This window comes from Streptomyces sp. NPDC088915 (assembly GCF_044749825.1).
Lineage (GTDB): Bacteria > Actinomycetota > Actinomycetes > Streptomycetales > Streptomycetaceae > Streptomyces.
In genome coordinates, this window is record NZ_JBIVIR010000012.1 from 36737 (window position 1) to 62576 (window position 25840).

Genomic DNA, 25840 nt, shown 5'->3' on the forward strand with positions numbered 1-25840 from the left:
GCCCGGCGGGAATACGCCGTGGCTGTTTCCCGCCAGGTCACCGACGGAACGAAAGCCTCCGGCGCACGTCCCCGGAAGACGCGGGACGCCCGGCGGAGGTGGGGCGAGGGATGGGGCATCCATGCTGGGAGCGATAGGACTCGACGAGCGCCAGGAGTCGGCGTACCGCGCTCTGGTCTCGCTGGGCGCGGCCGAGGTCACGGATCTCGCCCATCGGCTCGCCCTGCCCGAGCAGGAGACCGAACGGGCCCTGCGCCGCCTGGAGTCGCAGGGGCTCGCCGCCCAGTCCTCGGCCCGCACCGGGCGGTGGGTGGCGGCCCCGCCCGGGGTGGCGCTCGGTGCGCTGCTCACCCAGCAGCGCCACGAGCTGGAGCAGGCCGAGCTGGCGGCGGCGCTGCTCGCCGAGGAGTACCGGGCGGAGGCGGCGGAGGCGGCCGTGCACGACCTGGTGGAGGTGGTGACCGGGGCGAGCGCGGTGACCCACCGCTTCCTCCAGCTCCAGCTGGGCGCGACGGAGGAGGTCTGCGCCCTGGTGACGGGCAAGCCGATCGCGGTCTCCGGGCTTGAGAACGACGCGGAGGAGCAGGCGGCCGGGCGCGGGGTGCGCTACCGGGTGGTGATCGAACGCGAGGTGCTCTCCCTGCCGTCGGGGCTCCTGGAGCTGTCGGCGGCGCTCGGTCGCGAGGAGCGGATCCGGGTCGCGGACCGGGTCCCCACGAAGCTGGTGGTCGCCGACCGGACCCTGGCGATGGTGCCGCTGACCGGGCGGGGTGCGGAGCCGGCGGCGATCGTGGTGCACGCGAGCGGGCTCCTCGAATCGCTGATGGGGCTCTTCGAGTCGGTGTGGCGGGACGCGCTGCCGCTGCGGCTCGGGGTGGGCGCGCAGATCACCGAGGACGAGGCGCCGGGCCCGGACGCGGTGGACCTGGAGATCCTCTCCCTGCTGCTCGCGGGGATGACGGACGCGAGCGTGGCGAAGCATCTGGACCTGGGGCTGCGGACGGTGCAGCGGCGGGTGAAGGGGCTGATGGAGCTGTCCGGGGTCTCGACCCGGCTGCAGCTGGGCTGGCACGCGTACGAGAAGGGATGGGTGGCGCGCGGCTGAGACCGCGGGCGCGAGCCGGGGCCGGGGCCGGTGTCGGGGCCCGGTGTCGGGTGCGGCACCGGGGGCGAGGGCTCGGGGATCCGGGGTCCGGGCGCCGTACCCTCGTCCGGTCCGTAGCCCGTCCGCACGCCGTGGCCTGCGGGAATCCCCGGGGTCGTGCACGCTGGGCAGCGTGGGTGTGTGGCAGCTCCTGATGGTCGCGACGGTGATGCTGCTCGGTCTGTTCGGGGTCCTGACGCCCGGCGTGCCGGGAACGTGGCTGGTGTGGGCCGCGATGCTCTGGTGGGCGCTGCACGAGCGGACGGACCTCGCCTGGATCCTGCTCGCCTCCTCGACCGGTCTGCTGCTCCTCACCCAGGTGGTCGTCTGGCAGTTGCCCGCCCGCCGGTTCCGGGGGGTCGGCATCACCCGCCGGATGGTGACGTACGCCGGGGCGGGCGCGCTCCTGGGCTTCGTCCTGGTTCCGGTGGTCGGCGCGGTCCCCGGTTTCGTCGGCGGGATCTACCTCGCGGAGCGGCTCCGGCTCGGCGGCCACGGGCAGGCGCGGGCGGCGACCCGGGCGGTGATGCGGGCGGCCGGCACGAGCGTGCTCGTCGAGCTGTTCGCCTGTCTGCTGATCGTGGGGGCGTGGGCGGGGGCGGTGTTCGGGGGCTGAGGCCGCGGGTCCTGGTCCCGGAGACGGAGGCGGCGTCCGCCCCACCGCCGATCCGCCGGGCGGGGATCGGCGCGATCCTGGACGCATGAGGGATTTCGAGGGTTTCAGCGAGACGGAATGGGCCTACCTGACGGAGGACCGGGCCCGGCTCGGCCGGATGGCGACCGTCGACCCGTCCGGGCAGCCGCAGGCCAACCCGGTGGGGTTCTTCCCGAGGGAGGACGGCACCGTCCTGGTCGGCGGGTTCGCGATGGGCCGTACGAAGAAGTGGCGCAACCTGCGGGAGAACCCGAAGGTGGCCCTGGTCGTGGACGACGTGGTGAGCGTCCGCCCGTGGCGGGTCCGGGGCGTCGAGATCCGCGGCGAGGCGGAACTCCTGGTGGGCCCGCACGACCTGGGGCCGCACTTCAGCGAGGAGGTCGTCCGGATCCGTCCGCGCCGGATCCACAGCTGGGGCCTCGACGACTCCCGGGGAGCGGGCTCCTGAGACCCACCCGGAAGGGTCACCCGGAGCGGGGCCCCGGGGCGGCCGGGGCCGTGAGGTAGCGGAGGGCGTACGAGCGCCAGGGCCGCCACTCCCCCGCCTCCGGGCCGTCCGGCAGGGCGACGTCGGGGTCGCCGAGGGCCCGCATCCGGATGAGGGCGGCGGCCCCGGGGGTCACTCCGGGGACGGCGAGCAGCGCGCGCTCGGCCTCGTCGCGGTCGGCGCCGGGGTCGAGGCGTACGGCTCCGTCGGCGAGCGCGCGGGCCAGCGGACCGGCGACGGGGTGGCCGGTCAGGTCCCGGGGCGCGGGAAAGAGGTGGGTGAGGCCGCCGCAGGCGGTGGCCGGGCGGGTGCCGTGCTCCTCGACGGCCCGCGCGGACCCCTCCGCGCCGAGGAGGGTCCGCAGCGCGAACTCCTCGGGGTCGGCCGTGCCCGGGGAGCGCACGCCCGGCCGGGCGGTCACCTCGGCGGCGAGCGCGGGGGCGGCCCCGAGGCGTTCGGCGACGGCGTACGGGTCGGCGTCCAGGTCGAAGAGGCGGCGGAGGCGGTGCACGGCGGTGGTCAGGTCGCGCAGCTCGGTGAGGTGGATGCGGGCGTCCAGCCAGCGCCCGGCGGAGCGCTCGTCGACGGAGACGATCCCGGTGCCGTACGGGAGGCGGAGGGTGCGCCGGTAGGTGCGGGCGCCGGGGGCGCCGGCGACCTCCTCGACGCGGGGCACGGCCTCGGCGGCGAGCAGGTCGAAGACCTCGCCGGCCGCGTACGGCCCCCGGTGGGCGAGCCGCAGCGGGACTCCGGCGGCGAGGGCGGTCCGGGCTCCCGCACCGGTGCCGGCCTCGGCGCGCAGGGCGGTGGGGGTGCGGGCGTAGACGGCGCGGATCGTGTCGTTGAACTGGCGGACGCTGGCGAAGCCGGCCGCGAAGGCGATCTCGGTGACGGGGAGCCCGGTGGTCTGGAGCAGCAGCCGGGCGGTGTGGGCGCGCTGGGCGCGGGCGAGGGCGACGGGCCCGGCGCCGAGTTCGGCGGTGAGCTGGCGCTGGACCTGCCGGGTGCTGTAGCCGAGGCGTCCGGCGAGGCCGGGGACGCCCTCGCGATCGACGACGCCGTCCCCGATCATGCGCACGGCGCGCCCGACGACGTCGGCCCGCGCGTTCCACTCGGCGGAGCCGGGCACGGCGTCCGGGCGGCAGCGGCGGCAGGCCCGGAAGCCGTGGCCCTGGGCGGCGGCGGCCGTCGGGAAAAAGGCGACGTTCCGCCGCTTGGGGGTGACGGCGGGGCAGCTGGGACGGCAGTAGATGCCGGTGGTCCGGACGGCGAAGAAGAACTCTCCGTCGAACCGCGCGTCCCTGCTGCTGACCGCCTCGTAGCGGGTGTCGTCGTCCTTCACGGCCTCCAGTGTGCGGCGGCGGCCGGCCCGGGGCTCGCGGTTTTCGGACACCGCGCTCCCCGGGGCCGTACGCCCCTGCCCGTACGGGCTACCGCAGGCGTCCGTTGCGCTTGAACTCGACGGCGGCGCGGCCGGCGGCCATCGTGCGCTTCCAGTCCCTGCGGATCTCGCCGCGCAGCCGGGCGTCGGTCTTGGCCACGAGCCGCTGGTTCTCGCGCATGAGCTTGCGGAAGCTCTCCAGGCGGCGCACGGGCAGGGTGCCGTCCTCGATGGCGGCCACCACCGCGCAGCCCGGCTCCGCCTCGTGGGCGCAGTCGTGGAAGCGGCAGTCCCGGGCCAGCTCCTCGATCTCCGAGAAGACCTGGCCGACGCCGGCCTCGGCGTCCCAGAGCCCGACGCCGCGCAGGCCGGGGGTGTCGATGAGGACGCCCCCGCCGGGCAGGACGAAGAGGTTGCGGGTGGTGGTGGTGTGGCGGCCCTTGCCGTCGACGTCACGGGCGGCCTGGACGGACATGACGTCCTCGCCCACGAGCGCGTTGGCGAGGGTGGACTTGCCGGCACCGGAGACGCCGAGCAGCACGGTCGTGCCGCCCGCGACCACCGCGGAGAGCACGTCGAGTCCCTCGCCCGTGGTCGAGCTGAGGGGCAGCACCTGCACGCCGGGGGCGACGGTCTCGACGTCCTCGACGAGGTAGGAGAGCCCGACGGGGTCGGGGACGAGGTCGGCCTTGCTGAGGACGACGGTCGGCTGGGCGCCGGACTCCCAGGCCAGGGCGAGGAAGCGTTCGATCCGCCCGAGGTCGAGCTCGACGGCGAGCGAGACGGCGATGACGGCGTGGTCGACGTTGGCGGCGAGGATCTGCCCCTCGGACCGCTTGGAGGAGGTGGAGCGCGCGAAGGCGGTACGGCGCGGCAGGCACGCCCGTACGTACCGGGGGTCACTGGCGCCCTCGGGGTCGACGGCGGCCCAGTCGCCGGTGCAGACGACCCGGAGCGGGTCGTGCGGGGTCACGAACGCCGTGTCGGCACGGACGGTTCCCGCGTCGGTCGCGACGTCGCACTGACCGCGGTCGACCCGGACGACCCGTCCGGGGACGAGCCCCCGGGCGGCGTACGGCGCGAAGGCGGCGGCCCAGCCGGAGTCCCAGCCGTGGGCGTCGAGCGGGGAGGATGAACCGGGGGAAAGCGAGGAAGACAAGGGGGACCCTTCGAAGGGCGGCCCCGGCGGCGCGCTCCGAGCGCGCGGTTCGAGTGGGTGTCAGCCGGAGGCCACGGAAGTGGGAACGATGAACTCCTGAATGCGGGCAGCGCCCGTCACCGTGACAGTCATCAATGTCCTCACCTCCGGCTGCTTCTCCACGAACTGATCACCGCTCACTCGGCTCACTCGGCTCACTCGTGAACGGTCGAGCAGAACCATAGCCCCGTCCCGGGCGGTGGCACCACCGGATTAAACGGGGTCGGCGGCAGACCGGGCTCCGGGGGCGTGCCACGGGTGCCCTGGCCCGTGTCCGATTCGTACAAGACCCGGGTGGCGGGTGCCCCTAGCGTGCGGCACATGGACACCACACCCCGTACCCCTCCCACCCCCCGGCTCGATCTGATCGGGCTCGTCGTCTCCGACATGGCCGCCTCGCTCGCCTTCTACCGGCGGCTCGGGCTGGAGGTCCCGGAAGGGGCCGAGGCGGCGCCGCACGTGGAGGTGGTGCTGCCCGGGGGGCTGCGGTTCGCGTGGGACACGGAGGAGGTGGTCCGGTCCTTCGATCCGGGGTGGACGCGGCCCGGGGGCGGGCACCGGATCGAGCCGGCCTTCCGGTGCGGGTCGCCGGCGGAGGTGGACGCGTTGTACGGGGAGCTGGTCGCCGCCGGGTACCGGGGGCACCTGGAGCCCTGGGACGCGGTCTGGGGGCAGCGTTACGCGGTGGTGCTCGACCCGGACGGGTGTGCGGTGTCGTTGTTCGCCGAGAGCGCGTAGGCGCCGAGCGTCGTGCCCGTGAGCGTCCGGACCTCGCGGGACAGGTGGGCCTGGTCCGCGCAGCCCGCGCGGACGGCCGCCTCCGCGTACGGCACGCCGGACCGGACCAGGGCGAGCGCCCGCTGGAGGCGGAGGATCCGGGCGAGGGTCTTGGGGCCGTAGCCGAAGGCGTCGAGGGAGCGGCGGTGGAGCTGCCGGGCGCCGAGGCCGACCGCGTCGGCCGTCTCCGCGACCGGCCGGCCGGCGGCGAGGCGCGCCACGACGGCCCGCAGGAGCGGGTCGGGCGCGGGGGCGCCGGCGGCCCGGAGCCGTACGAACTCCTCCAGGGCGGCGGCCGGGTCGGGGGCGTCGGTGATCCGTTCGCCGGTCCGGCGCGCCTCGGCGCCGCCCCACAGGGCTTCCAGGGGGACCAGGCGGTCGCGCAGTGTGCGGGCCGGGACGCCGAGGACGCGGGGCGCGTCCCCGGGGGCGAAGCGGAGCCCGGCGTACCGGGCGGCGGTGTCCGTGGGCACGTGCGCGCGTGTGTCGGGTCCGGCGACGAGGAGGCGGCCGTCGGCCCAGATGAGGTCCATGCAGCCGTCGGGGAGGACCGGGCGGGCGGGCGCCGCCGGGTCCGTCGTGGCGGTCCACAGGACGGCTCCCGTGAGGCGGGCCGGGCGTTCCTCGTACAACGGTCCTCCCTCCCTCAGTCCTTCTCCCAGTTCGAGTGCAGACGGGACTTCACGTCGTCCGGGGGCAGGAACTTCGACCAGCGTTCGGGGAACTCGGAGGGCATGTCCGGGTCGTCCTCGTCGACGTCCTCCGCCTCGGCCCGGACGCGGGCGACGAGTTCCGCCGCCTGGACGGCGCGGGCGCGTTCGTTGGCCTCGCGGGCGGCGGCGGTGGCCACGGAGGGCCAGACGCGGTCGATGGCGGCGTTGACGGCGGCGCCGACGAGGACGGCGAAGGCGGAGACGCCGATCCAGAGGAGGACGGCGATGGGCGCGGCGAGGGAGCCGTAGATGGTGGGGCCCTCGACCTGGCTGGTCAGGTAGATCCGCAGCAGGAAGCTGCCGAGGGCCCACATGGCGAGCGCGACGAGGGCGCCGGGGATGTCCTCGATCCACGGCGACCGCACGGGCACGGACACGTGGTAGAGCGTGGTGAGGAAGGCGATGGAGAGGAGGATGACGGCCGGCCAGTACAGGACGGAGACGACCTCCGTCCCCCAGGGGACGAGTTCGACGACCCGGTCGGGGCCGACGACGGCGAGCGGCAGCACGACGGCGCCGATGACCAGGGCCACGAGGTAGAGCAGGAAGGCGAGGAGCCGGGTCTTCACGATGCCGCGGTGGCCGTCGAGCCCGTACATGACGGTGATGGTGTCGATGAAGACGTTCACCGCGCGGGAGCCGGACCAGAGGGCGATGGCGAAGCCCAGGGAGATCAGGTCGGGCCGTTTGCCCCGGGTGACGTCGTCCAGGACCGGTTTGGCGATCTCCTCGACGCCCCGGTCGGACAGGACCGTCCCGGCGGCGCGGAGGATGTTCTCCTGGATGCTGGTGACGGTGTCGGTGTTGGTCCAGTCGTCGGCGTAGCCCAGGAGGGCGATCAGGCCGAGGAGCAGGGGCGGCAGGGACAGCAGGGTGAAGAACGCCGCCTCGGCGGCGAGACCGAGGATCCGGTACTCGACGCACGAGTTGACGGTGTCCTTGAGGAGCAGCCAGACCATCTTCCGCTTCGAGACGTTGCGGTAGAGGACGCGGGCGCGGTGGAGCCTGCTCCCGGGCCGCCGCTCGGGCCGCTCGGGCCGTTCGGGTGTTTCTCTTGCTGCCTGCACCTGCTTACCGTATCCGCATGGCGCGGACCACCCACACAGTGACCAATCAGCCCCCTCCCCTGGTGGGGTACGACGTCTTCACCGGCGACCGTGCCCTGGTCGAGGCGGTGGAACGGCACCTCGCTCCGGGACTCTTCGACGAGGCCCGGGAGTCGCTCGCGCTGCTCGGCCGGGCGACGGGTTCGGAGCAGGTGCGGGAGTGGGGCGAGCAGGCGAACGAGAACCCGCCCCGGCTGCGGACCCACGACCGCTACGGCCACCGGGTCGACGAGGTCCACTTCCATCCGGCCTGGCACCGGATCCTGGGCCGTTCCGTGTCGGCCGGGCTGACCGACGCGTGGGACCTTCCCGGCGGGCACGTGCGGCGGGCGGCCGGGTTCCTGGTGGCGACGCAGGCGGAGGCGGGGCACGGCTGCCCGCTGTCGATGACCCACGCGGCGGTGCCCGCGCTGCGGATCGAGCCGGAGCTCGCCGAGGTGTGGGAGCCGGCGGCCCGCTCGCACGTGTACGAGCGGGCGCTGCTGCCCGTCGCGGAGAAGCCGGGCGCCCTGCTCGGGATGGCGATGACGGAGAAGCAGGGCGGCAGCGACGTCCGGGCGAACACGACGGGGGCGAGCCCGCTGGCGGCGGCGGGCGAGTACGTCCTGACCGGGCACAAGTGGTTCTGCTCGGCGCCGATGTCGGACGCCTTCCTGGTCCTGGCGCAGGCCCCGGCGGGCCTGACGTGCTTCCTGGTGCCCCGGGTGCTCGCGGACGGCTCGCGCAACGCCTTCGCGATCCAGCGCCTGAAGGACAAGCTGGGCAACCGGTCGAACGCCTCGGCCGAGGTCGAGTTCGACGGCACGACGTGGGCGCGCCGGATCGGCGAGGAGGGGCGCGGGATCCGCTCGGTCATGGGGATGGTGGCGGCGACCCGGCTCGACTGCGTGCTCGGCTCGGCGGCGCTGATGCGGCAGGCGGTGGCGCAGGCCGTCCACCACTGCTCGTACCGGAGCGCCTTCGGCGGGCCGCTGGCCGAGAAGCCGCTGATGCGGAACGTGCTCGCGGACCTGGCCCTGGAGTCGGAGGCGGCGACGGCCCTGGGGATGCGGCTCGCGGCGGCGTACGACGCGGCGGAGGACGGCGGGGAGGACGCCGCGAGGGAGCGGGCGCTGCTGCGGATCGCGGTGCCGGTGGCGAAGTACTGGGTGACCAAGCGGTGTACGCCGGTGGTGACCGAGGCGCTGGAGTGCCTGGGCGGCAACGGGTACGTGGAGGAGTCGGGGATGCCCCGGCTGCTGCGGGAGTCGCCGCTCAACTCGGTCTGGGAGGGCTCGGGGAACGTGCAGGCCCTGGACGTGGTGCGGGTGCTGCGGACCGAGCCGCTCTCGCTCGACGCGTTCCTGCGGGAGGTCGGGGCGGCGCGGGGCGCGGACCACCGCTTCGACCGGGCGGTGCGGGAGCTGCTCGCCGAACTGGCGGACCTGGACGGCATCGAGGCGCGGGCGCGGCGGCTCGTGGAGCGGATGGCCCTGGTGCTCCAGGGGGCGCTGCTCGTGCGGTGGGCCCCGCCGGAGGTCGCGGACGCGTTCTGCGCGGCGCGGCTCGGCGGGGACGGCGGCGCGGCCTTCGGCACGCTGCCGCACACCCTGGACCTGCGGTCGGTGGTGGAGCGGGCGCGGGTGGAGGTGTGACGGCGGGAGCCTGCGGCTCGGGCGGGCGGTCGACCCACGGCTCAAACACGCGGCACGGGCGGGCGGTCGGCCCACGGCTCAAACACGCGGCACGGGCGGGCGGTCGGCCCACGGCTCAAGCACGCGGCACGGGCGGGCGGTCGGCCCGCCGTGCGGGCGCGCGAAGAAGCGGGGGTGGTGCTGCGCCGACACGGCACCACCCGCCGCTCGCACAAGCCTCGCTCAGGAGGGCGGGTGAGGGCGAGAGTTGCAAAGGGTTGCAGGATTACCCGAACCGGGTCTCGCCGGTCGGTCCCGGGCGGCACGATGGGCACCGACGCTCCGGACGTCCGCCCCTGGACGGACTCCGGTCGTCTGCCCCGTGCAGAACCGTTACAGCACCCCGGGTGGCTGGGAGGGACCGATGAAGAACACGCAGCTCGACATGGGGCGGCTGGCCGCCATGGACACCGCCCGGGCCGCCAGGCTGCTGCACCGCGTGCGCGAGGAGACGCTGGCGGGCCGGACCCCGCCGATCGCGCCCCGTCCGGTCATCGACGCGTCCTGGCAGCGGATGGCCCGGCTCGGCCTCGACCCCGACCGGGGCACCAGCAGCGTGCTGCTCCGCCGCGACGAGCTGGAGGAGCGGCGCAGGACCACGCTCCTCGCCGAGGTCATGCAGACCCTGACCCGCGGCCTCGCCGGCATCGCCGACGCCTCCCTCCAGATCATGGTGGTCACCGACGAGCACGGCCGGGTGCTGTGGCGGCAGGGGAACGCCGGGGTGCTGCGCCGGGCGAACGGCATCTGTCTGGAGGAGGGCGCGGCCTGGACCGAGCGCACGACCGGGACCAACGCGGTCGGCACGGCGCTCGCCCTGGGCCGGGCGGTGCAGGTCCACTCCGCCGAGCACTACCTCCACACCCTGCACAACTGGACCTGCGCCGCCGCGCCCGTGCGCGACCCGCGCGACCGGCGGCTCCTGGGGATCCTCGACGTGAGCGGCCCGGCCTCCACCTTCCATCCGGCGATGCTGGCCCTGGTCGGCTCGGTGGCGCAGCTCGCCGAGGCCGAGATGCGCGAGCGGCACCGCCGGTCGGTCGAGCGGCTGCGGGCCGTCGCCGCGCCGATCCTGTGCCGGGTGGGCGGCCGGGCCGTCGCGGTGGACCCGTACGGCTGGACGGCGGCGGTGACCGGGCTCGCGCCGGTGGACCGCGTCCCGCTGCCGAAGTCCCTCCGCGCCGGCCGGGTCCGGCTGCCCTCGCTCGGGGCGTGCGCGGTGGAGCCGCTGCCGGGCGGCTGGCTGCTGCGGGTCGAGGAGGAGGCCGGGGCGCCGGACGCGGAGGCGGCGCAGCGGGTGGTGCTCGACCTGAGCCGGCCGCGCCGCTGGACGGTGTCCGTGTCGGGTCCCGCGGGCGGCTGGCAGCAGGAGCTCAGCCCCCGGCACGCCGAGCTGCTCTACGTCCTGGCGCTGCACCGGGACGGGCGGACGGCGGCGGAGCTGGCGGAAGACGTGTTCGGGGACCGGACGAGGACGGTGACCGTACGGGCCGAGATGTCCCGGGTGCGCCGGACCCTGGCGGGGGTCCTGGCCCACCGCCCGTACCGCTTCCGCGAGGAGGTGACCGTGGAGGTCCTGCGCCCGGAGTCGCCGTCGGACCTGCTGCCGCACTCGACGGCACCGGCGGTACGGGCCGGGGTGGCGGGATAGCCGGTGGCGTGGGCCCCGGCCACCCAGCCCCTGTCCACCATGCGGACAACCGTCTCCCCGGAGCCTCCCCCTCCCCCGGGGCCGCCCTGGGCATCCCGCGCCCCGCATGATGCGATGGCCCCATGAGCATCACTCTCACCACGTGGTCCCTCGAACAGACCTCCCCGTCCGACCTGCGTCCCGCCACCCCGCCGGAGGGCGACGACGTGGTGGTCCGGCGCGCCGAGGTGCCCTCGGCGGAGTTCAGCCGCTTCCTCTACACCGCCGTCGGCGGCGACATCCGCTGGTCCGACCGCCTGTCCCTGACGTACAAGCAGTGGCAGGAGATCGTCGAGAAGCCGGGTGCCGAGATCTGGGTGGCGTACGACAGGGGGACGCCGGCCGGGTACGTGGAGCTGGAGGCACAGCCCGACGGCGTGGTGGAGATCGTCTACTTCGGCCTGATCCCGGCCTTCCGGGGCCGCCGGATCGGCGGGCACCTCCTGTCGTACGGGACGGCCCGCGCCTGGGACCTGGCCGGGCGCTGGCCCGGACGGGAGGCCACGCGGCGCGTCTGGCTGCACACCTGCTCGCTCGACGGCCCGCACGCCATGGCCAACTACGAGCGGCGCGGCTTCCGGCTGTTCGACACCAAGGTGGAGCAGGCGGAGGAGACCGGGACGCCCGGCCCGTGGCCCGGCGCGTACGCCTGAGCGCGGTCACGTGAAAGGAGTCCTCTCGGGCTCCTTTCGCGTGACCCAGAACACACCATCTCGTTCTGCGAGACGACAATGTCCATATCCTGGACGATGCTGGACTGGTTCCAAAGTCCCGTGACACGCTTCCGCCATGTCTGGAACTGGAATTGCCTTGGTGAGTCGGCGGCACGTCGACCTCGGCCGCATGTCCAGCGCCATCTGTCCGGCGCGCTGAGAGAACCAGCACCGCCGCGATCACTTTTCCACCCGACTCCGCCCCACCCTGCTGCGCACTGTCGCGCCACCCTCTGACCCGAGCGCGCGTGTGCAGGTCAGAGCCGCCCTCTCGCAGTCCCGAAGGACGAAACGCCATGGCCGCCACCCCGGAAAACCCCACCCCCGCCGCCGCCCGCCGCAAGGCCGGGCGTCACCGTGGCGAGGGTCAGTGGGCCGTGGGGCACTTCACCCCCCTGAACGGCAATGAGCAGTTCAAGAAGGACGACGACGGTCTCAATGTGCGGACACGTATTGAGACGGTCTACTCGAAGCGCGGATTCCACTCCATCGACCCCAACGACCTGCGCGGACGCATGCGCTGGTGGGGCCTCTACACCCAGCGCAAGCAGGGTCTGGACGGCACCAAGACGGGCGTCCTGGAGCCGGAGGAGCTGGACGACGAGTACTTCATGCTCCGGGTCCGCATCGACGGCGGCCGGCTGACCACCGCGCAGCTGCGGGTCGTCGGCGAGATCTCCGAGGAGTTCGCCCGGGGCACCGCCGACATCACGGACCGGCAGAACGTCCAGTACCACTGGATCCGCATCGAGGACGTCCCCGAGATCTGGAACCGCCTGGAGGCGGTCGGCCTGTCCACCACCGAGGCCTGCGGCGACACCCCGCGCGTCATCCTCGGCTCCCCCGTCGCCGGCATCGCCGCCGACGAGATCATCGACGGCACTCCCGCCATCGACGAGATCTACCGCCGGATCGTCGGCAACAAGGACTTCTCCAACCTGCCCCGCAAGTTCAAGTCGGCGGTCTCCGGCTCGCCGCTGCTGGACGTGGCGCACGAGATCAACGACATCGCCTTCGTCGGCGTGCGCCACCCGGAGCACGGCCCCGGCTTCGACGTGTGGGTCGGCGGCGGGCTCTCCACCAACCCCAAGCTCGGCGTCCGCCTCGGCACCTGGGTCTCGCTCGACGAGGTGCCCGACGTGTACGAGGGCGTCATCTCGATCTTCCGCGACTACGGCTACCGCCGGCTGCGCAACCGCGCCCGGCTGAAGTTCCTCGTCGCCGACTGGGGCCCGGAGAAGTTCCGGCAGGTCCTGGAGGACGAGTACCTGAAGCGGAAGCTGACGGACGGTCCGGCTCCCGAGCAGCCCGCGGGCCGCTGGCGCGACCACGTCGGCGTGCACCGGCAGAAGGACGGCCGCTTCTACGTCGGCTTCGCGCCCCGCGTCGGCCGCGTCGACGGCGCCACTCTGACGAAGATCGCCGAGGTCGCCGAGGCGCACGGCTCCGGCCGGGTCCGCACCACCGCCGAGCAGAAGATGCTCGTCCTCGACGTCGAGGAGGCGCAGGTCGACTCGCTGGTCGCCGGCCTGGAGGCGCTCGACCTGCGGGTCACCCCCTCACCCTTCCGGCGCGGCACGATGGCCTGCACCGGCATCGAGTTCTGCAAGCTGGCGATCGTCGAGACGAAGGGCCGCGGCTCCTCGCTCATCGACGAACTGGAGCGCCGGATCCCGGAGTTCGACGAGCCGCTGACCATCAACATCAACGGCTGCCCGAACGCCTGCGCCCGCATCCAGGTCGCGGACATCGGCCTCAAGGGCCAGCTCGTCCTGGACGACGAGGGCAACCGCGTCGAGGGCTACCAGGTGCACCTGGGCGGCGCGCTCGGCCTGGAGGCCGGTTTCGGCCGCAAGGTCCGCGGCCTCAAGGTCACCGCGGCCGAGCTCCCCGACTACGTGGAGCGGGTCCTCAAGCGCTTCCAGGCGGAGCGCGAGACCGGCGAGCGCTTCGCGACCTGGGCGGCCCGGGCCTCCGAGGAGGCGCTGTCATGAGCGAGCGTGCCGCGCCCTTCTTCTGCCCCTACTGCGGCGACGAGGACCTGCGTCCCAACGAGCAGGGTCACGGCGCCTGGGAATGCGCCGCGTGCAGCCGGGCCTTCCAGCTGAAGTTCCTGGGGCTGCTCGCCCCGGCGACTTCGGACAGGCCTTCTGGAGGGGACGACATATGACGATCGACCAGGACCTCACCGAGGCCGACCTCAAGGCACTCGCCGAGCGGGCCGGCCGCGAACTGGAGGACGCCTCCGCGACGGAGATCCTCCGGTGGGCCGTCGACACCTTCGGCGAGCGCTTCTGCGTCACCTCCTCCATGGAGGACGCGGTCGTCGCCCACCTCGCCTCCCGGGTCCGCCCCGGCGTGGACGTCGTCTTCCTCGACACGGGCTACCACTTCGAGGAGACCATCGGCACCCGCGACGCCGTGGACGCCGTCATGGACGTCCGCGTCATCACCCTGACCCCGCGTCAGTCCGTGGCCGAGCAGGACGCCGAGTACGGTCCGAAGCTGCACGACCGCGACCCCGACCGGTGCTGCGCGCTGCGCAAGGTCGCCCCCCTCGAAGAGGGCCTGACCGCGTACCGCGCGTGGGCCACCGGTCTGCGCCGCGACGAGTCCCCGACCCGGGCGAACACCCCGGTCGTCGGCTGGGACGAGAAGCGCCGCAAGGTCAAGGTCTCGCCCATCGCCCGCTGGACGCAGGACGACGTCGACGCGTACGTCGCGGAGCACGGCGTCCTCACCAACCCTCTCCTCATGGACGGGTACGCCTCCGTCGGCTGCGCCCCCTGCACCCGCCGCGTCCTGGAGGGCGAGGACGCCCGCGCCGGACGCTGGGCGGGCCGCGCCAAGACCGAGTGCGGGCTGCACGGCTGATGACCACGACCCCCCGACCCCCCTCAGAGACCTCCCGGGAGAACCACGTGACCGGTGCCACCATCTGGCTCACCGGCCTGCCGAGCGCCGGCAAGACCACGATCGCGTACGAGCTGGCCGGACGGCTGCGCGACGAGGGCCACCGCGTCGAGGTCCTCGACGGCGACGAGATCCGCGAGTTCCTCTCGGCGGGCCTCGGCTTCAGCCGCGAGGACCGGCACACCAACGTGCAGCGGATCGGCTTCGTCGCCGAGCTGCTCGCCTCGCACGGCGTGAAGGTCCTGGTGCCGGTCATCGCCCCGTACGCCGACAGCCGCGAGGCCGTCCGCAAGCGCCACCACGCCGAGGGCACCGCCTTCGTCGAGGTGCACGTGGCCACCCCCGTCGAGGTCTGCTCCGTCCGTGACGTGAAGGGCCTGTACGCCAAGCAGGCGGCGGGCGAGATCAGCGGGCTCACCGGGGTCGACGACCCCTACGAGGCCCCCGAGGCGCCCGATCTGCGGATCGAGTCCCAGGACCAGACCGTGCGGGAGTCCGCGGAGCGGCTCCACGCGCTGCTCACCGAGAAGGGTCTGCTGTGACCACTGTCGCCCACGTCCACACGACCGACGGCTCGTTCGCGCTGTCGCACCTGGACTCCCTGGAGTCCGAGGCGGTGCACATCTTCCGCGAGGTGGCGGGGGAGTTCGAGCGGCCGGTGATCCTCTTCTCCGGCGGCAAGGACTCCATCGTCATGCTGCACCTGGCGCTGAAGGCGTTCGCGCCCGCGCCGGTGCCGTTCACGCTGCTCCACGTCGACACCGGGCACAACTTCCCCGAGGTCATCGAGTACCGCGACCGCACGGTCGAGCGGCACGGGTTGCGGCTGCACGTGGCCTCCGTGCAGGAGTACATCGACGCCGGAAAGCTCCGCGAGCGCCCCGACGGCACCCGCAACCCGCTCCAGACCGTGCCGCTGACCGAGGCCATCCAGGAGCACCGGTTCGACGCCGTCTTCGGCGGCGGACGGCGCGACGAGGAGAAGGCCCGCGCCAAGGAGCGCGTCTTCTCCCTGCGCGACGAGTTCTCGCAGTGGGACCCGCGCCGCCAGCGCCCGGAGCTGTGGCAGCTCTACAACGGCCGGCACGCCCCCGGCGAGCACGTGCGCGTCTTCCCGCTGTCCAACTGGACCGAGCTGGACGTGTGGCAGTACATCCAGCGCGAGGGGATCGAGCTGCCGGAGATCTACTTCGCGCACGAGCGCGAGGTGTTCGCCCGCAACGGCATGTGGCTGACGGCGGGCGAGTGGGGCGGTCCGAAGGAGACCGAGACGGTCGAGTCCCGGCTGATCCGCTACCGCACGGTCGGGGACATGTCCTGCACCGGTGCCGTGGACTCCGACGCCACCACGCTCGACGCGGTGATCGCCGAGATCGCCGCCTCCCGGCTCACCGAGCGGGGCGCCACCCGGGCCGACGACAAGCTGTCCGAGGCCGCGATGGAAGACCGCAAGCGCGAAGGGTACTTCTAATGAGCACGTCCACCGAGCAGCCGGCCGACCTGTCGGCGGCCACCACCCTGCTGCGCTTCGCGACCGCCGGTTCCGTCGACGACGGCAAGTCCACCCTGGTGGGCCGGCTCCTGCACGACTCCAAGTCGGTCCTCGCCGACCAGCTGGAGGCCGTGGAGCACGCCTCGCGCTCCCGCGGCCAGGAGGCGCCCGACCTGGCACTGCTCACCGACGGCCTGCGGGCCGAGCGCGAGCAGGGCATCACCATCGACGTGGCCTACCGCTACTTCGCCACCGCCCGGCGCCGGTTCATCCTGGCCGACACCCCCGGGCACGTGCAGTACACCCGGAACATGGTCACCGGCGCCTCCACCGCCGAGCTGGCCGTGGTCCTGGTCGACGCGCGCAACGGCGTCGTCGAGCAGACCCGCCGGCACGCCGCCGTCGCCGCCCTGCTCCGCGTCCCGCACGTGGTCCTGGCCGTGAACAAGATGGACCTCGTCGACTACGCCGAGCCCGTCTTCGCCGCCATCGCCGAGGAGTTCACCACGTACGCCAAGGAGCTGGGCGTCCCGGAGATCACGGCGATCCCGATCTCGGCGCTCGCCGGCGACAACGTCGTGGAGCCGTCGGCGAACATGGACTGGTACGGCGGCCCGACGGTCCTGGAGCACCTGGAGACGGTCCCGGTCAGCCACGACCTGACGGCCTGCCACGCCCGGTTCCCCGTGCAGTACGTGATCCGCCCGCAGACCGCCGAGCACCCCGACTACCGGGGCTACGCCGGTCAGATCGCCGCCGGTGCCTTCCGGGTCGGCGAGGAGGTCACCGTACTGCCGTCCGGGAAGACCTCCACGATCACGGCGATCGACGCGCTCGGCGAGGCCGTCGACATCGCGTGGGCGCCGCAGTCGGTGACGATCCGGCTCGCGGACGACATCGACATCTCGCGCGGCGACCTGCTCGCCCCGGCCGGTGACGCCCCGGCCACCAGCCAGGACGTCGAGGCGACGGTCTGCCACGTGGCGGACCGGCCGCTCGCGGTCGGCCAGCGGGTCCTGCTCAAGCACACCACCCGTACGGTCAAGGCGATCGTCAAGGACATCCCCTCGCGGCTGACCCTGGACGACCTCTCCCAGCACCCGGCCCCCGGGCAGCTGGTCGCCAACGACATCGGCCGGGTCGTGGTCCGCACCGCCGAGCCGCTCGCGCTCGACGCGTACGCGGACTCCCGCCGCACCGGTTCGTTCCTGCTGATCGACCCGGCGGACGGCACCACGCTCGCGGCCGGCATGGCGGGCGAGTCCTTCGCCACCGCCAAGGCGGTCGCGGCGACCGAGGACGAGGAAGGATGGGACTTCTAGACATGCTCCCCGACGTCTACTCGACCTTCGCGAAGGAGGGGGGCCGCGTCGGCAGCGGCACCCTCGGCAGCGGCCAGGGAGGGGTGGCGCGATGTGCGCGATGACGTACGCGCACCGCTTGCGCGCCCACACCCCCCACGAGCCGTACCCGCCCCTGCCCCACCGCCGAAGACGTGCGTCATGAGACCACGTGCCGAGAGGAAAACCCCGCGTGTCTGCCACCGGAAACTCCCGCACCACCCGTAAGCCGCTGCGCGGCGGCATCGTCGCCGCCGCCGCCCTGCCCCTGCTGATCGGCGCGCTCGCCTCCTGCGGCTACGGCTCCGACGCGAAGAAGGACGAGTCCTCCGACAAGAAGGCTCCGGTCGCGGCCGACGCGAAGAAGCTCTCCGCCTCCGAGGTGCGGATCGGCTACTTCCCGAACCTGACGCACGCCACCGCGCTGATCGGCGTCCAGGACGGCCTGATCCAGAAGGAGCTGGGCGGCACCGCGCTCAAGCCCCAGACCTTCAACGCCGGCCCGTCCGAGATCGAGGCGCTCAACGGCGGCTCCCTCGACATCGGCTTCATCGGCCCCTCGCCCTCCATCAACGCCTACGTCAAGTCCAAGGGCAAGAACCTGCGGATCATCTCCGGCTCCGCCTCCGGCGGCGTGAAGCTGGTCGTGAACCCGGACAGGATCAAGACCCTGGACGACCTCAAGGGCAAGAGGATCGCCACCCCGCAGAAGGGCAACACGCAGGACGTCGCGCTCCTCAACTGGATCGCCGAGAAGGGCTGGAAGGTCGACCCCGAGTCCGGCAAGGGCGACGTCTCGGTCGTCCGCACGGACAACAAGGTCACCCCGGACGCCTTCAAGTCCGGCTCGATCGACGGCGCCTGGGTGCCCGAGCCGACCGCGTCCAAGCTGGTCGCCCAGGGCGGCTCCGTCCTCCTGGACGAGACCACCCTGTGGCCCGACAAGAAGTTCGTGATCACGAACGTCATCGTGTCGCAGAAGTTCCTCACGGAGCACCCGGACGTCGTCGAGGCCGTGCTCAAGGGGACGGTGAAGACCAACGAGTGGATCAACGCCAACCCGGACAAGGCCAAGGAGTCGGCCAACGCGGCGCTGAAGAGCCTCGGCGGCAAGGCCCTGGACGCCAAGGTCATCGACCCTGCGTGGCCCAGCATCGCGATCACCGACGACCCGCTGGCCGCGACGCTGAAGACCCAGTCCGAGTGGGCGGTCAAGGCGCAGCTCATCGAGCAGCCCGACCTGGCCGGCATCTACGACCTGACGCTCCTCAACAAGGTGCTGAAGGCCGCCGGCAAGCCCGAGGTCTCCGACGCCGGTCTCGGCGTCAAGTAACCGCCGGCGAACCCACGAACCCCAGGAGGTGACGACCATGGCCACGACGCTCGCCAAGGCGGCCGAGGGCACGGCGGCGGAGCGGACGCACGCCGCCCGGATCGAGCACGTCTCGAAGTCCTTCTCCGGCCCGGCCGGTACCCAGCTCGTCCTGGACGACGTCAGCCTCGACGTCGCGCCCGGCGAGTTCGTCACCATCCTGGGGGCCTCGGGGTGCGGCAAGTCCACCCTGCTCAACCTGGTCGCGGGGCTCGACCGGCCGACCCAGGGGTCCATCGCGACCCCGGGCGGCCGGCCGGCCCTGATGTTCCAGGAGCACGCCCTCTTCCCGTGGCTGACCGCGGGCAAGAACATCGAACTGGCCCTGCGGCTGCGCGGGGTGCCCCGGGCCGAGCGCCGGCCGGAGGCCGAGCGGCTGCTCGAACTCGTCCGGCTCGGCGGCGCGTACGGCAAGCGGGTGCACGAGCTGTCCGGCGGCATGCGGCAGCGGGTGGCCCTCGCCCGGGCGCTGGCCCAGGACAGCCAACTGCTCCTGATGGACGAGCCGTTCGCCGCCCTGGACGCCATCACGCGTGACGTGCTGCACGGCGAGCTCACCCGCATCTGGGACGAGACGAACCTGTCCGTCCTCTTCGTCACCCACAACGTGCGCGAGGCCGTGCGCCTCGCCCAGCGCGTGGTCCTGCTCTCCTCCCGGCCCGGCCGGGTGGCCAAGGAGTGGACCGTGGACATCCCGCAGCCGCGCCGCATCGAGGACGCGAACGTGGCCGAGCTGTCCGTCGAGATCACTGAACACCTGCGTGGGGAGATCCGCCGCCATGGCCAGCACTGACACCGCCCCGAAGGCCAAGGCGGACGACCTCGCCGGTCTGGAGGCCGGGCTCGACGCCCTGGACGCGGTCGAGATCCGCCGCACCCCGGTCCGCGAGGTCCTCGTCAAGAAGGTCCTCCCGCCCACCCTCGCCGTCGCCCTGGTCCTCGTCGTCTGGCAGGTCCTCGTCTCGGCGAAGATCACCGAGGAGACCAAGCTGCCCGCGCCGTCCGCGGTGTGGGACGGCCTGGTCGACATGTGGCTCCAGGGCACCCTCCTGGAGGTCATCTGGACCAGCGTGTCCCGCGGCCTGGCCGGCTTCCTGCTGGCCCTGGCCATCGGCACCCCGCTGGGCCTGCTGGTGGCCCGGGTGAAGTTCGTGCGCGCCGCGATCGGCCCGATCCTGTCCGGTCTGCAGTCGCTGCCCTCGGTGGCGTGGGTGCCGCCGGCCGTGCTCTGGTTCGGCCTGAACGACGCGATGATGTTCACCGTCATCCTGCTCGGCGCCGTCCCGTCCATCGCCAACGGTCTGGTCTCCGGCGTGGACCAGGTCCCGCCGCTGTTCCTGCGGGCCGGCCGCACCATGGGCGCCACCGGCCTCAAGGGCACCTGGCACGTGGTCCTCCCGGCCGCGCTGCCCGGCTACCTGGCGGGCCTGAAGCAGGGCTGGGCGTTCTCCTGGCGCTCGCTGATGGCCGCCGAGATCATCGCCTCCTCGCCGGACCTGGGCCTGGGCCTGGGCCAGCTCCTGGAGAACGGCCGCAACAACATCGACCTGCCCGGCGTGTTCCTGGCGATCCTGCTGATCCTGGTCGTCGGCATCGCGATCGACCTGCTGATCTTCAGCCCGCTGGAGCGATGGGTGCTCCGCAGCCGCGGCCTGCTGGTGAAGTGAGCTCCGAACCATGAACCACCGTCCCGTCCTCCTCGTGATCGCCCACGGCAGCCGCGACCCGCGGCACGCGGCCACCGTCCAGGCGCTGGTGCGCCGGGCCGGTGCGCTGCGGCCGGGGCTGCGCGTGGAGACGGCGTTCCTGGACTTCAACCTGCCGTCGGTGACGGGGGTCCTCGACCGGCTCGCCGCCGAGGGGGTGCGGGACGTGGTGGCGCTGCCGCTGCTCCTCACCCGGGCCTTCCACGCGAAGGCGGACGTGCCGGCCGTCCTGCGGCAGGCCCCCGCCCCGCTGCGGATCCGCCAGGCGGAGGTCCTGGGCCCGTCGCCGCTGCTGATCGCGGCGGTGGAACGGCGGCTGTACGAGGCCGGGCTCGCGCCCGGCGACAAGAGCGCGACCGGGGTCGTCCTGGCCTCGGCGGGCTCCACAGACCCGGAGGCGATCGCGGTGATCGCAGAAACGGCGCGGGAGCTGCGGCGCACCGGTTGGTGCTCCGTGCGGCCCGCGTTCGCCTCCGCTGCTCTTCCCCCCACGGAGGACGCCGTACGGGCGCTGCGCGCCGAGCCGGGCGTCCGGCGGGTGGCGGTCGCCCCGTACGTGATCGCGCCGGGGCGCCTGCCGGACCGGATCGCCGCGGGCGCGGCGGAGGCGGACGTCCTCGCGGACGTGCTCGGCCCCTCGCCCGAGCTGGCCCGGCTGCTGCTCGCCCGCTACGACGGGGCGGCGCGGGCGGCCGAGCGGGTGACGGCGGCGGCCGTCTGAACCGGCGCGGCCGTCCGAACCGACGCGGCCGACCGAACCGACGCGGCCGACCGGACGGTCAGGCCTTCGGGTTCCGGCCGCTGACCGCCAGCGCGCGCTCGAACGGCGGGGCGTCGTCCGGGACGTCGACCGGCGCGGCGAAGCCCTCGTACTGGCGGTAGACCTCGGCGTGCTCCTCGACGACGCCGAGGACGAAGGCCGCCGTCCCCTCCGGCAGCTCGAACTCCTGGCCCGTGGAGCGGGCCAGGTCCCAGCCGTGCAGGGCGAGTTCCTTGACGACCAGGGACGCGATCACGGGGGCGGGCATCGCGGTGAACCCGAGGTCGACCTCGCCCTCCCAGACCCCGGGCCGCTCCCAGGCGGCCAGCGCCCGGTCGAGCTGGGCCGCGTACGCCCCGGCCCAGCCGGGCTCCCCGGCGAAGTCCCGCCCGGCGGTCTCCTCGGGGAGCGGGGTCCGCAGGGCGCGGTGTTCGAGGCCGTGCGCGGAGTAGGCGACCAGGTGGTTGGCGAGTGCGCGGACGGTCCAGCCGTCGCAGACGGAGGGCGCCGCGAGCTGCTCGTCGGTGACGCCCCGGGCGACCCGGCTCGCCTCGGCGGCGCAGACGGTGAGGTGGGTGTGGATGTCGTTCATGCCCCGACGCTACGGAGCGGCCCGCCACCCGGTCTTGAACTTTCGCGACACCCCGATTCCCGTGACGCCCCGACTTTCGCGACTCCTCCGTCTCCTCCGCCATCGCCGCATCCACCGCCCCCCGATGGGCCGAATGCAGCACGGGGCCACGCATCGCCCCCGTTCCCGGGTAGACCCAACCGGGACCGCTTCCGAGGTGACGTGAGGGGGGTGACGGGCGCCCATGGACGTCGGCACCGAGATGGACGCCGGTACCGAGGCGGACGGCGGCACCGAGGCGGACGCCGGTACCGAGGTGGTCGTCGTCGGGGGCGGCGCGGCCGGGCTGTCCCTCGCGTGGCGGCTGCTCGCCCCTCCGCACGGCGTCCCCGCCCCCCGCGTCACCCTCGTCGAGGCGCCGCCGGGCCCGCTGCGGCCCCCGGAGCGCACCTGGTGCTTCTGGGAGACAGGGCCGGGCCCGTACGACTCCTTCCTGGCCGCGAGCTGGGACGGGCTCCGGGTGCGGGGGCCCGACGGGTCCGGTCCCGTGCGCTCCCTCGGGGGCCTGCGGTACAAGATGCTGCGCTCCGGGGAGTTCGAGCGGGGGCTGCGGCCGCGGCTCTCCGCGCTGCGCCGGGTCGAGGCCGTCGTCGAGGAGGTCGCCGACGGGCCGGACGGCGCCGTCGTGAGCTGCCGGGCGGCCGACGGGACCGTCTCGCGGCTCGCGGCCCGCTGGGTCTTCGACTCCCGGCCGCCCGCCGCCGCGCCGCCCGCCCGCACCGCCCTGCTCCAGCACTTCCGGGGCTGGTTCGTGCGGACCGGGCGGCCGGCGTTCGCACCGGACGTCGTCGAGCTGATGGACTTCCGCACGCCCCAGCCGGCGCACGGCCTCTCCTTCGGCTACGTCCTTCCCACCGGCCCGTGCGAGGCGCTCGTCGAGTACACCGAGTTCGGCCGGGCCCCGCTGACGACCGCCGCCTACGACCGGGCCCTGGCCCGGTACACGGGGGACGTGCTGGGGCTCGGGCCCCTCCAGGTGCTCGAAACCGAGCAGGGGGTCATCCCGATGAGTGACGGCCGCCACCCCCGCGAGGCCGGCCGGCACGTCTTCCGGGTCGGGGCGGCGGGCGGGGCCGTCCGGCCCTCCACCGGGTACGCCTTCGCGGCGATCCAGCGGCAGGCCCGGGCCGTCGCGGACGCCGTGCACGGGGGCCGCCGCCCGGTGCCCCCGCCCGCGTACTCCTCCCGGGCGCTCGCGATGGACTCCGTCCTGCTGCGCGGCCTCGACACGGGTCGGATCGACGGCCCGGCCTTCTTCACCCGGCTCTTCGCTCGCGTGCCCTGCGAGCGGCTGCTCCGCTTCCTGGACGGTGCCACCGGCCCGGCCGAGGAGTTCGCCATCGGGCTGCGCACGCCCGTCCCCGCCATGCTCCGCACGGCGGCCGAAGTCCCCCTACTCCCCCGGCGCCCCCGCCCGGGACCGCACCAGGAGGCCCCCGATGACCGGCCGTGAACTCCCCTCAGCTCCGGAACGGACCCCGGACCGGACCCCGGCGCCGCGCCGTGGCCGCGACCGCCGGGCGGCCGTCCTGCCCGCGCACCCCGGGCGGGCCCGGGCGGACCGGGACGGGCCGCGCTGCGCCGTCGTCGGGGGCGGGATCGCGGGCCTCGCCGCCGCCACCCTGCTCGCGGAGCGCGGGGTCCGCGTCACCCTGTACGAGCGCGAGGCGTCGCTCGGCGGCCGGCTCGCCGGGTGGCCCGTGGAGCTGGCGGACGGCTCCTCCGCGACGATGAGCCGCGGCTTCCACGCCTTCTTCCGCCAGTACTACAACCTGCGCGGCCTGCTGCGGCGGGTCGACCCGGGCCTGGAGCGGCTGCGGCCGCTGCCCGACTACCCCCTGCTGCACGGCTCGGGCCTGTACGACAGCTTCGCGCACGTCCCCCGCACGCCGCCGTGGAGCGCCGTGGGCTTCGCCGCGCTCAGCCCCTCCTTCGGCGTACGGGACCTGGCCCGGATGAACCCCCGGGCCGCGCTGCCCCTCCTGGACGTGCGCCTGCCCGGCGTCCACGAGCGGTACGACGACGTCAGCGCGCGGGAGCTGCTCGACCGGATCCGCTTCCCGGAGAAGGCCCGGCACCTCGCGTTCGAGGTCTTCTCCCGCAGCTTCTTCGCCGACCCCGGGGAGCTGTCGGCGGCCGAACTCGCCCTGATGTTCCACATCTACTTCCTGGGCTCCTCCGAGGGCCTGCTCTTCGACGTGCCCGACGAGCCCTATCCGCAGGCCCTGTGGGAGCCCCTCGCCCGCTACCTCGAAGGCCACGGCGCCGACGTCCGTACGGGTGCCCCCGTCGACCGGGTCGAGGCCGCGCCGGACGGCGGCCACCTGGTGCACGGCCCGAGCGGTACGGAACGGGTCGACGCGCTCGTCCTCGCGCTCGACACCGCCGGGCTCCGGGCCGTCGCGGCGGCCTCGCCGACCCTGTGCGACGAGGCCTGGCGCACCCGGGTCGCCGCCCTGCGCACGGCCCCGCCGTTCCTGGTCACCCGGCTCTGGCTGGACCGCCCCGTCGCCCCGGACCGGCCCGGCTTCCTCGGGACCGGGGGCTACGGCCCGCTGGACAACATCAGCGTCCTCGACCGGTGGGAGGGCGAGGCCGCCCGCTGGGCCGGGAAGACCGGCGGCTCCGTGGTCGAGCTGCACGCCTACGCGGCGGACGCGGCGGCGGGACCGGCCCCGGTGGGGCGGGAGCTGGTGGAGCAGCTCCACCGCGTGTACCCGGAGACGGCGGGCGCGCGGATCGTCGACCGGCGCGACGAGTGGCGGGACGACTGCCCGCTCTTCGCCGTCGGGAGCCACGCGGACCGGCCCTCGGTCGACACCCCCGACCCCACCGTCACCGTCGCCGGCGACCTGGTCCGCACCGACCTGCCGGTGGCGCTGATGGAACGGGCCGCCACGACGGGCTTCCTGGCGGCCAACGCGCACCTGTGGCGCTGGGGCCTGCGGGGCCAGACGCTGTGGACGGTGCCCCGGCGGGGCCGGTCGGCCCTGCTGAGGGCGGCGGCCCGGGCGTACGGGGAGTACTGACCGCTTCCCGGCGGCCCGGGCGTACGGAACCGGCCCCCGTACGAGAAGTCCCGGGCCCCACCGCCCTGCGTCAGCCCGGGAACAGCCCCCGCGCCCGCAGCGACCAGCGCCGCTCGGCGTACGCCAGGTCGTCGCGCCACAGGCGGCCCGCCGCCGCCCGCATCGCCGGGCGGAGGAGGGGGGCCGCCAGGCGGGCCACGGCGAACCCCCGCCGGTCCGAACCGGCGACGACGGCCTCCACGACGGCGGTGCGCGGGCGCCGGGCGCCGGGCGGGGTCAGGGGCGTGGCGTGCGTCTCGACCACCGATCCCGCCCCCTCGCCCGCCGTGATCCGCATGACGACCGTCCGGGGTCCGGGGGCGGTGAACACGGCTCGGACGGGCACCACGACCCGCCCGGCCACCTTGAACGACACCTCCACCTCCAGCGCGTCGTCCTCCTCGGTCGGGGTCCGCAGCACCTCCAGGTCGACGAAGGAGTACGGGTGGAGCCAGGCGCCGTGCCAGGGGTCGAGCCGGTTGGCGACGACGTCCTCCGGCTCGCAGGTCCCCACGCCCGTGTAGACGGCGGCGACCGCCCCGGCCGCCGGCGGGCGTTCGGGTACGGAGGGCCGTTCCGTCGGGGTCTCGCCGCCCGCCCGGTCGAGCCTGACCCAGAGCAGCGTCCCGTCGTCGTGGACGGGCCACGGCGACCAGCCCGCGAAGGGGCCGCCGTCCAGGGCGAGTCCGTGCCAGTGGCAGATCAGGGTCCCGCACCGCACGACGCTGTCCTTCAGCGGCGCCCCCAGGTGCGGGCAGGCCCCCGGGCCCGCGTGGGGCGTCCCTTCGGCGTCGCGCCACAGGACCAGTTCCGTGCCCGCCACGGTCCGCCCGAGCGGCCGGCCGTCGCGGAGGTCGCGGCCGGCGCCGACGACGAACCAGTTGCCCGAGGGGCGGGCCCCGGCGCGGTCGAGGGCCTCGGCGATCAGGGCCGGTTTGGCCTCCCGCCACGTGGGCCGCTGCCGCTCCCAGGCGACGGCGTTCCGGCGCAGCCGCAGCGGGATCTCCGGCCTCCGCATCGC

The 25840-nt window shown here is 74.2% G+C and carries 26 protein-coding genes; 20 read left to right on the forward strand and 6 right to left on the reverse strand.

The genetic code is table 11. The features are described from left to right. Nucleotides 1-121 precede the first annotated feature (121 nt). The 3 genes from ACIP5O_RS22200 (at nucleotide 122) to ACIP5O_RS22210 (ending at nucleotide 2247) form a co-directional block, all read left to right on the forward strand. Complete coding sequence (locus ACIP5O_RS22200; protein WP_401295871.1) at nucleotides 122-1105, forward strand: helix-turn-helix domain-containing protein; 984 nt, start codon at nucleotides 122-124, stop codon at nucleotides 1103-1105. Between the two features lie 172 nt (nucleotides 1106-1277). Continuing rightward, complete coding sequence (locus ACIP5O_RS22205) at nucleotides 1278-1760, forward strand: DUF456 domain-containing protein (protein ID WP_401295874.1); 483 nt, start codon at nucleotides 1278-1280, stop codon at nucleotides 1758-1760. Between the two features lie 85 nt (nucleotides 1761-1845). Continuing rightward, nucleotides 1846-2247: a PPOX class F420-dependent oxidoreductase gene (locus ACIP5O_RS22210; protein ID WP_125668020.1), complete on the forward strand. Its 402-nt coding sequence runs from the start codon at nucleotides 1846-1848 to the stop codon at nucleotides 2245-2247. A gap of 16 nt (nucleotides 2248-2263) precedes the next feature. Here ACIP5O_RS22210 and ACIP5O_RS22215 read toward each other — a convergent pair whose 3' ends face one another. Both ACIP5O_RS22215 and rsgA read right to left on the reverse strand, forming a co-directional pair. Continuing rightward, nucleotides 2264-3628: a bifunctional transcriptional activator/DNA repair enzyme AdaA gene (locus tag ACIP5O_RS22215; RefSeq protein WP_401295877.1), complete on the reverse strand. Its 1365-nt coding sequence runs from the start codon at nucleotides 3626-3628 to the stop codon at nucleotides 2264-2266. Between the two features lie 88 nt (nucleotides 3629-3716). Continuing rightward, nucleotides 3717-4826, reverse strand: a complete 1110-nt coding sequence (gene rsgA, locus ACIP5O_RS22220) for a ribosome small subunit-dependent GTPase A (protein WP_401295880.1) — start codon at nucleotides 4824-4826, stop codon at nucleotides 3717-3719. Between the two features lie 360 nt (nucleotides 4827-5186). On the opposite strand from rsgA, the gene ACIP5O_RS22225 reads away from it, so the two are divergent. Then, a complete protein-coding gene (locus ACIP5O_RS22225; protein WP_401295883.1) occupies nucleotides 5187-5603 on the forward strand; it encodes a VOC family protein in 417 nt (138 codons plus the stop codon). On the opposite strand, the gene ACIP5O_RS22230 is transcribed toward ACIP5O_RS22225, so the two are convergent. Then, on the reverse strand, nucleotides 5543-6274 hold the full coding sequence (locus ACIP5O_RS22230) for a helix-turn-helix domain-containing protein (protein ID WP_401295886.1): 732 nt from the start codon (nucleotides 6272-6274) through the stop codon (nucleotides 5543-5545). The two genes, ACIP5O_RS22225 and ACIP5O_RS22230, sit on opposite strands and share 61 nt — an antisense overlap. 14 nt (nucleotides 6275-6288) lie before the next feature. Then, a complete protein-coding gene (locus ACIP5O_RS22235) occupies nucleotides 6289-7422 on the reverse strand; it encodes a YihY/virulence factor BrkB family protein (RefSeq protein WP_401295889.1) in 1134 nt (377 codons plus the stop codon). Between the two features lie 17 nt (nucleotides 7423-7439). On the opposite strand from ACIP5O_RS22235, the gene ACIP5O_RS22240 reads away from it, so the two are divergent. From ACIP5O_RS22240 to ACIP5O_RS22305, 14 genes are all read left to right on the forward strand, one after another. Next, on the forward strand, nucleotides 7440-9095 hold the full coding sequence (locus ACIP5O_RS22240; protein WP_401295892.1) for an acyl-CoA dehydrogenase family protein: 1656 nt from the start codon (nucleotides 7440-7442) through the stop codon (nucleotides 9093-9095). Nucleotides 9096-9498: 403 nt separating this feature from the next. Continuing rightward, nucleotides 9499-10785 carry a GAF domain-containing protein gene (locus ACIP5O_RS22245; RefSeq protein WP_401295895.1) on the forward strand — a complete coding sequence of 429 codons (1287 nt, stop codon included), beginning with the start codon at nucleotides 9499-9501 and terminating at the stop codon, nucleotides 10783-10785. A 122-nt stretch (nucleotides 10786-10907) separates the two neighbouring features. Further along, nucleotides 10908-11477, forward strand: coding sequence for a GNAT family N-acetyltransferase (locus ACIP5O_RS22250; RefSeq protein WP_401295898.1), 570 nt, complete (start codon nucleotides 10908-10910; stop codon nucleotides 11475-11477). A 136-nt stretch (nucleotides 11478-11613) separates the two neighbouring features. Then, on the forward strand, nucleotides 11614-11697 hold the full coding sequence (locus ACIP5O_RS22255) for a putative leader peptide (protein ID WP_310591794.1): 84 nt from the start codon (nucleotides 11614-11616) through the stop codon (nucleotides 11695-11697). A gap of 136 nt (nucleotides 11698-11833) precedes the next feature. After that, nucleotides 11834-13531 carry a nitrite/sulfite reductase gene (locus ACIP5O_RS22260; protein WP_401295901.1) on the forward strand — a complete coding sequence of 566 codons (1698 nt, stop codon included), beginning with the start codon at nucleotides 11834-11836 and terminating at the stop codon, nucleotides 13529-13531. Then, a complete protein-coding gene (locus ACIP5O_RS22265; RefSeq protein ID WP_401295904.1) occupies nucleotides 13528-13707 on the forward strand; it encodes a hypothetical protein in 180 nt (59 codons plus the stop codon). The genes ACIP5O_RS22260 and ACIP5O_RS22265 overlap by 4 nt, the downstream gene beginning before the upstream one ends. After that, nucleotides 13704-14411, forward strand: a complete 708-nt coding sequence (locus ACIP5O_RS22270) for a phosphoadenylyl-sulfate reductase (RefSeq protein ID WP_401295906.1) — start codon at nucleotides 13704-13706, stop codon at nucleotides 14409-14411. The genes ACIP5O_RS22265 and ACIP5O_RS22270 overlap by 4 nt, the downstream gene beginning before the upstream one ends. Beyond that, nucleotides 14411-14992 (forward strand): adenylyl-sulfate kinase, encoded by a 582-nt coding sequence (gene cysC, locus ACIP5O_RS22275; protein WP_356548096.1) that lies wholly within the window; start codon nucleotides 14411-14413, stop codon nucleotides 14990-14992. The genes ACIP5O_RS22270 and cysC overlap by 1 nt, the downstream gene beginning before the upstream one ends. Continuing rightward, nucleotides 14989-15921, forward strand: a complete 933-nt coding sequence (cysD, locus tag ACIP5O_RS22280; RefSeq protein ID WP_356548097.1) for a sulfate adenylyltransferase subunit CysD — start codon at nucleotides 14989-14991, stop codon at nucleotides 15919-15921. Before cysC ends, cysD begins: the two co-directional genes overlap by 4 nt. Beyond that, the gene (locus ACIP5O_RS22285) at nucleotides 15921-17264 is read left to right on the forward strand and encodes a sulfate adenylyltransferase subunit 1 (protein WP_401295910.1); all 1344 of its coding nucleotides are present in this window, start codon (nucleotides 15921-15923) and stop codon (nucleotides 17262-17264) included. Before cysD ends, ACIP5O_RS22285 begins: the two co-directional genes overlap by 1 nt. A 211-nt stretch (nucleotides 17265-17475) precedes the next feature. Further along, nucleotides 17476-18615, forward strand: coding sequence for an aliphatic sulfonate ABC transporter substrate-binding protein (locus ACIP5O_RS22290; protein WP_401295912.1), 1140 nt, complete (start codon nucleotides 17476-17478; stop codon nucleotides 18613-18615). Between the two features lie 37 nt (nucleotides 18616-18652). Continuing rightward, nucleotides 18653-19447: an ABC transporter ATP-binding protein gene (locus ACIP5O_RS22295; RefSeq protein ID WP_401295914.1), complete on the forward strand. Its 795-nt coding sequence runs from the start codon at nucleotides 18653-18655 to the stop codon at nucleotides 19445-19447. Further along, nucleotides 19434-20321: an ABC transporter permease gene (locus ACIP5O_RS22300; RefSeq protein ID WP_401295917.1), complete on the forward strand. Its 888-nt coding sequence runs from the start codon at nucleotides 19434-19436 to the stop codon at nucleotides 20319-20321. The genes ACIP5O_RS22295 and ACIP5O_RS22300 overlap by 14 nt, the downstream gene beginning before the upstream one ends. Before the next feature lie 10 nt (nucleotides 20322-20331). Next, entirely contained in the window at nucleotides 20332-21081 is a 750-nt protein-coding gene (locus ACIP5O_RS22305) for a sirohydrochlorin chelatase (protein WP_401295919.1), read from the forward strand. 58 nt (nucleotides 21082-21139) lie between these two features. Here ACIP5O_RS22305 and ACIP5O_RS22310 read toward each other — a convergent pair whose 3' ends face one another. After that, entirely contained in the window at nucleotides 21140-21712 is a 573-nt protein-coding gene (locus tag ACIP5O_RS22310) for a TIGR03086 family metal-binding protein (RefSeq protein ID WP_401295921.1), read from the reverse strand. A 223-nt stretch (nucleotides 21713-21935) separates the two neighbouring features. Here ACIP5O_RS22310 and ACIP5O_RS22315 point away from each other — a divergent pair, with 223 nt between their 5' ends. Beyond that, the gene (locus ACIP5O_RS22315) at nucleotides 21936-23204 is read left to right on the forward strand and encodes a lycopene cyclase family protein (RefSeq protein ID WP_401295924.1); all 1269 of its coding nucleotides are present in this window, start codon (nucleotides 21936-21938) and stop codon (nucleotides 23202-23204) included. Continuing rightward, nucleotides 23191-24780 (forward strand): FAD-dependent oxidoreductase, encoded by a 1590-nt coding sequence (locus ACIP5O_RS22320; protein ID WP_401295926.1) that lies wholly within the window; start codon nucleotides 23191-23193, stop codon nucleotides 24778-24780. Before ACIP5O_RS22315 ends, ACIP5O_RS22320 begins: the two co-directional genes overlap by 14 nt. Before the next feature lie 70 nt (nucleotides 24781-24850). Here the strand turns inward: ACIP5O_RS22320 and ACIP5O_RS22325 are convergent, their stop codons facing one another. Continuing rightward, nucleotides 24851-25837, reverse strand: a complete 987-nt coding sequence (locus ACIP5O_RS22325; RefSeq protein WP_401296264.1) for a DUF5914 domain-containing protein — start codon at nucleotides 25835-25837, stop codon at nucleotides 24851-24853. Nucleotides 25838-25840: the final 3 nt, after the last annotated feature.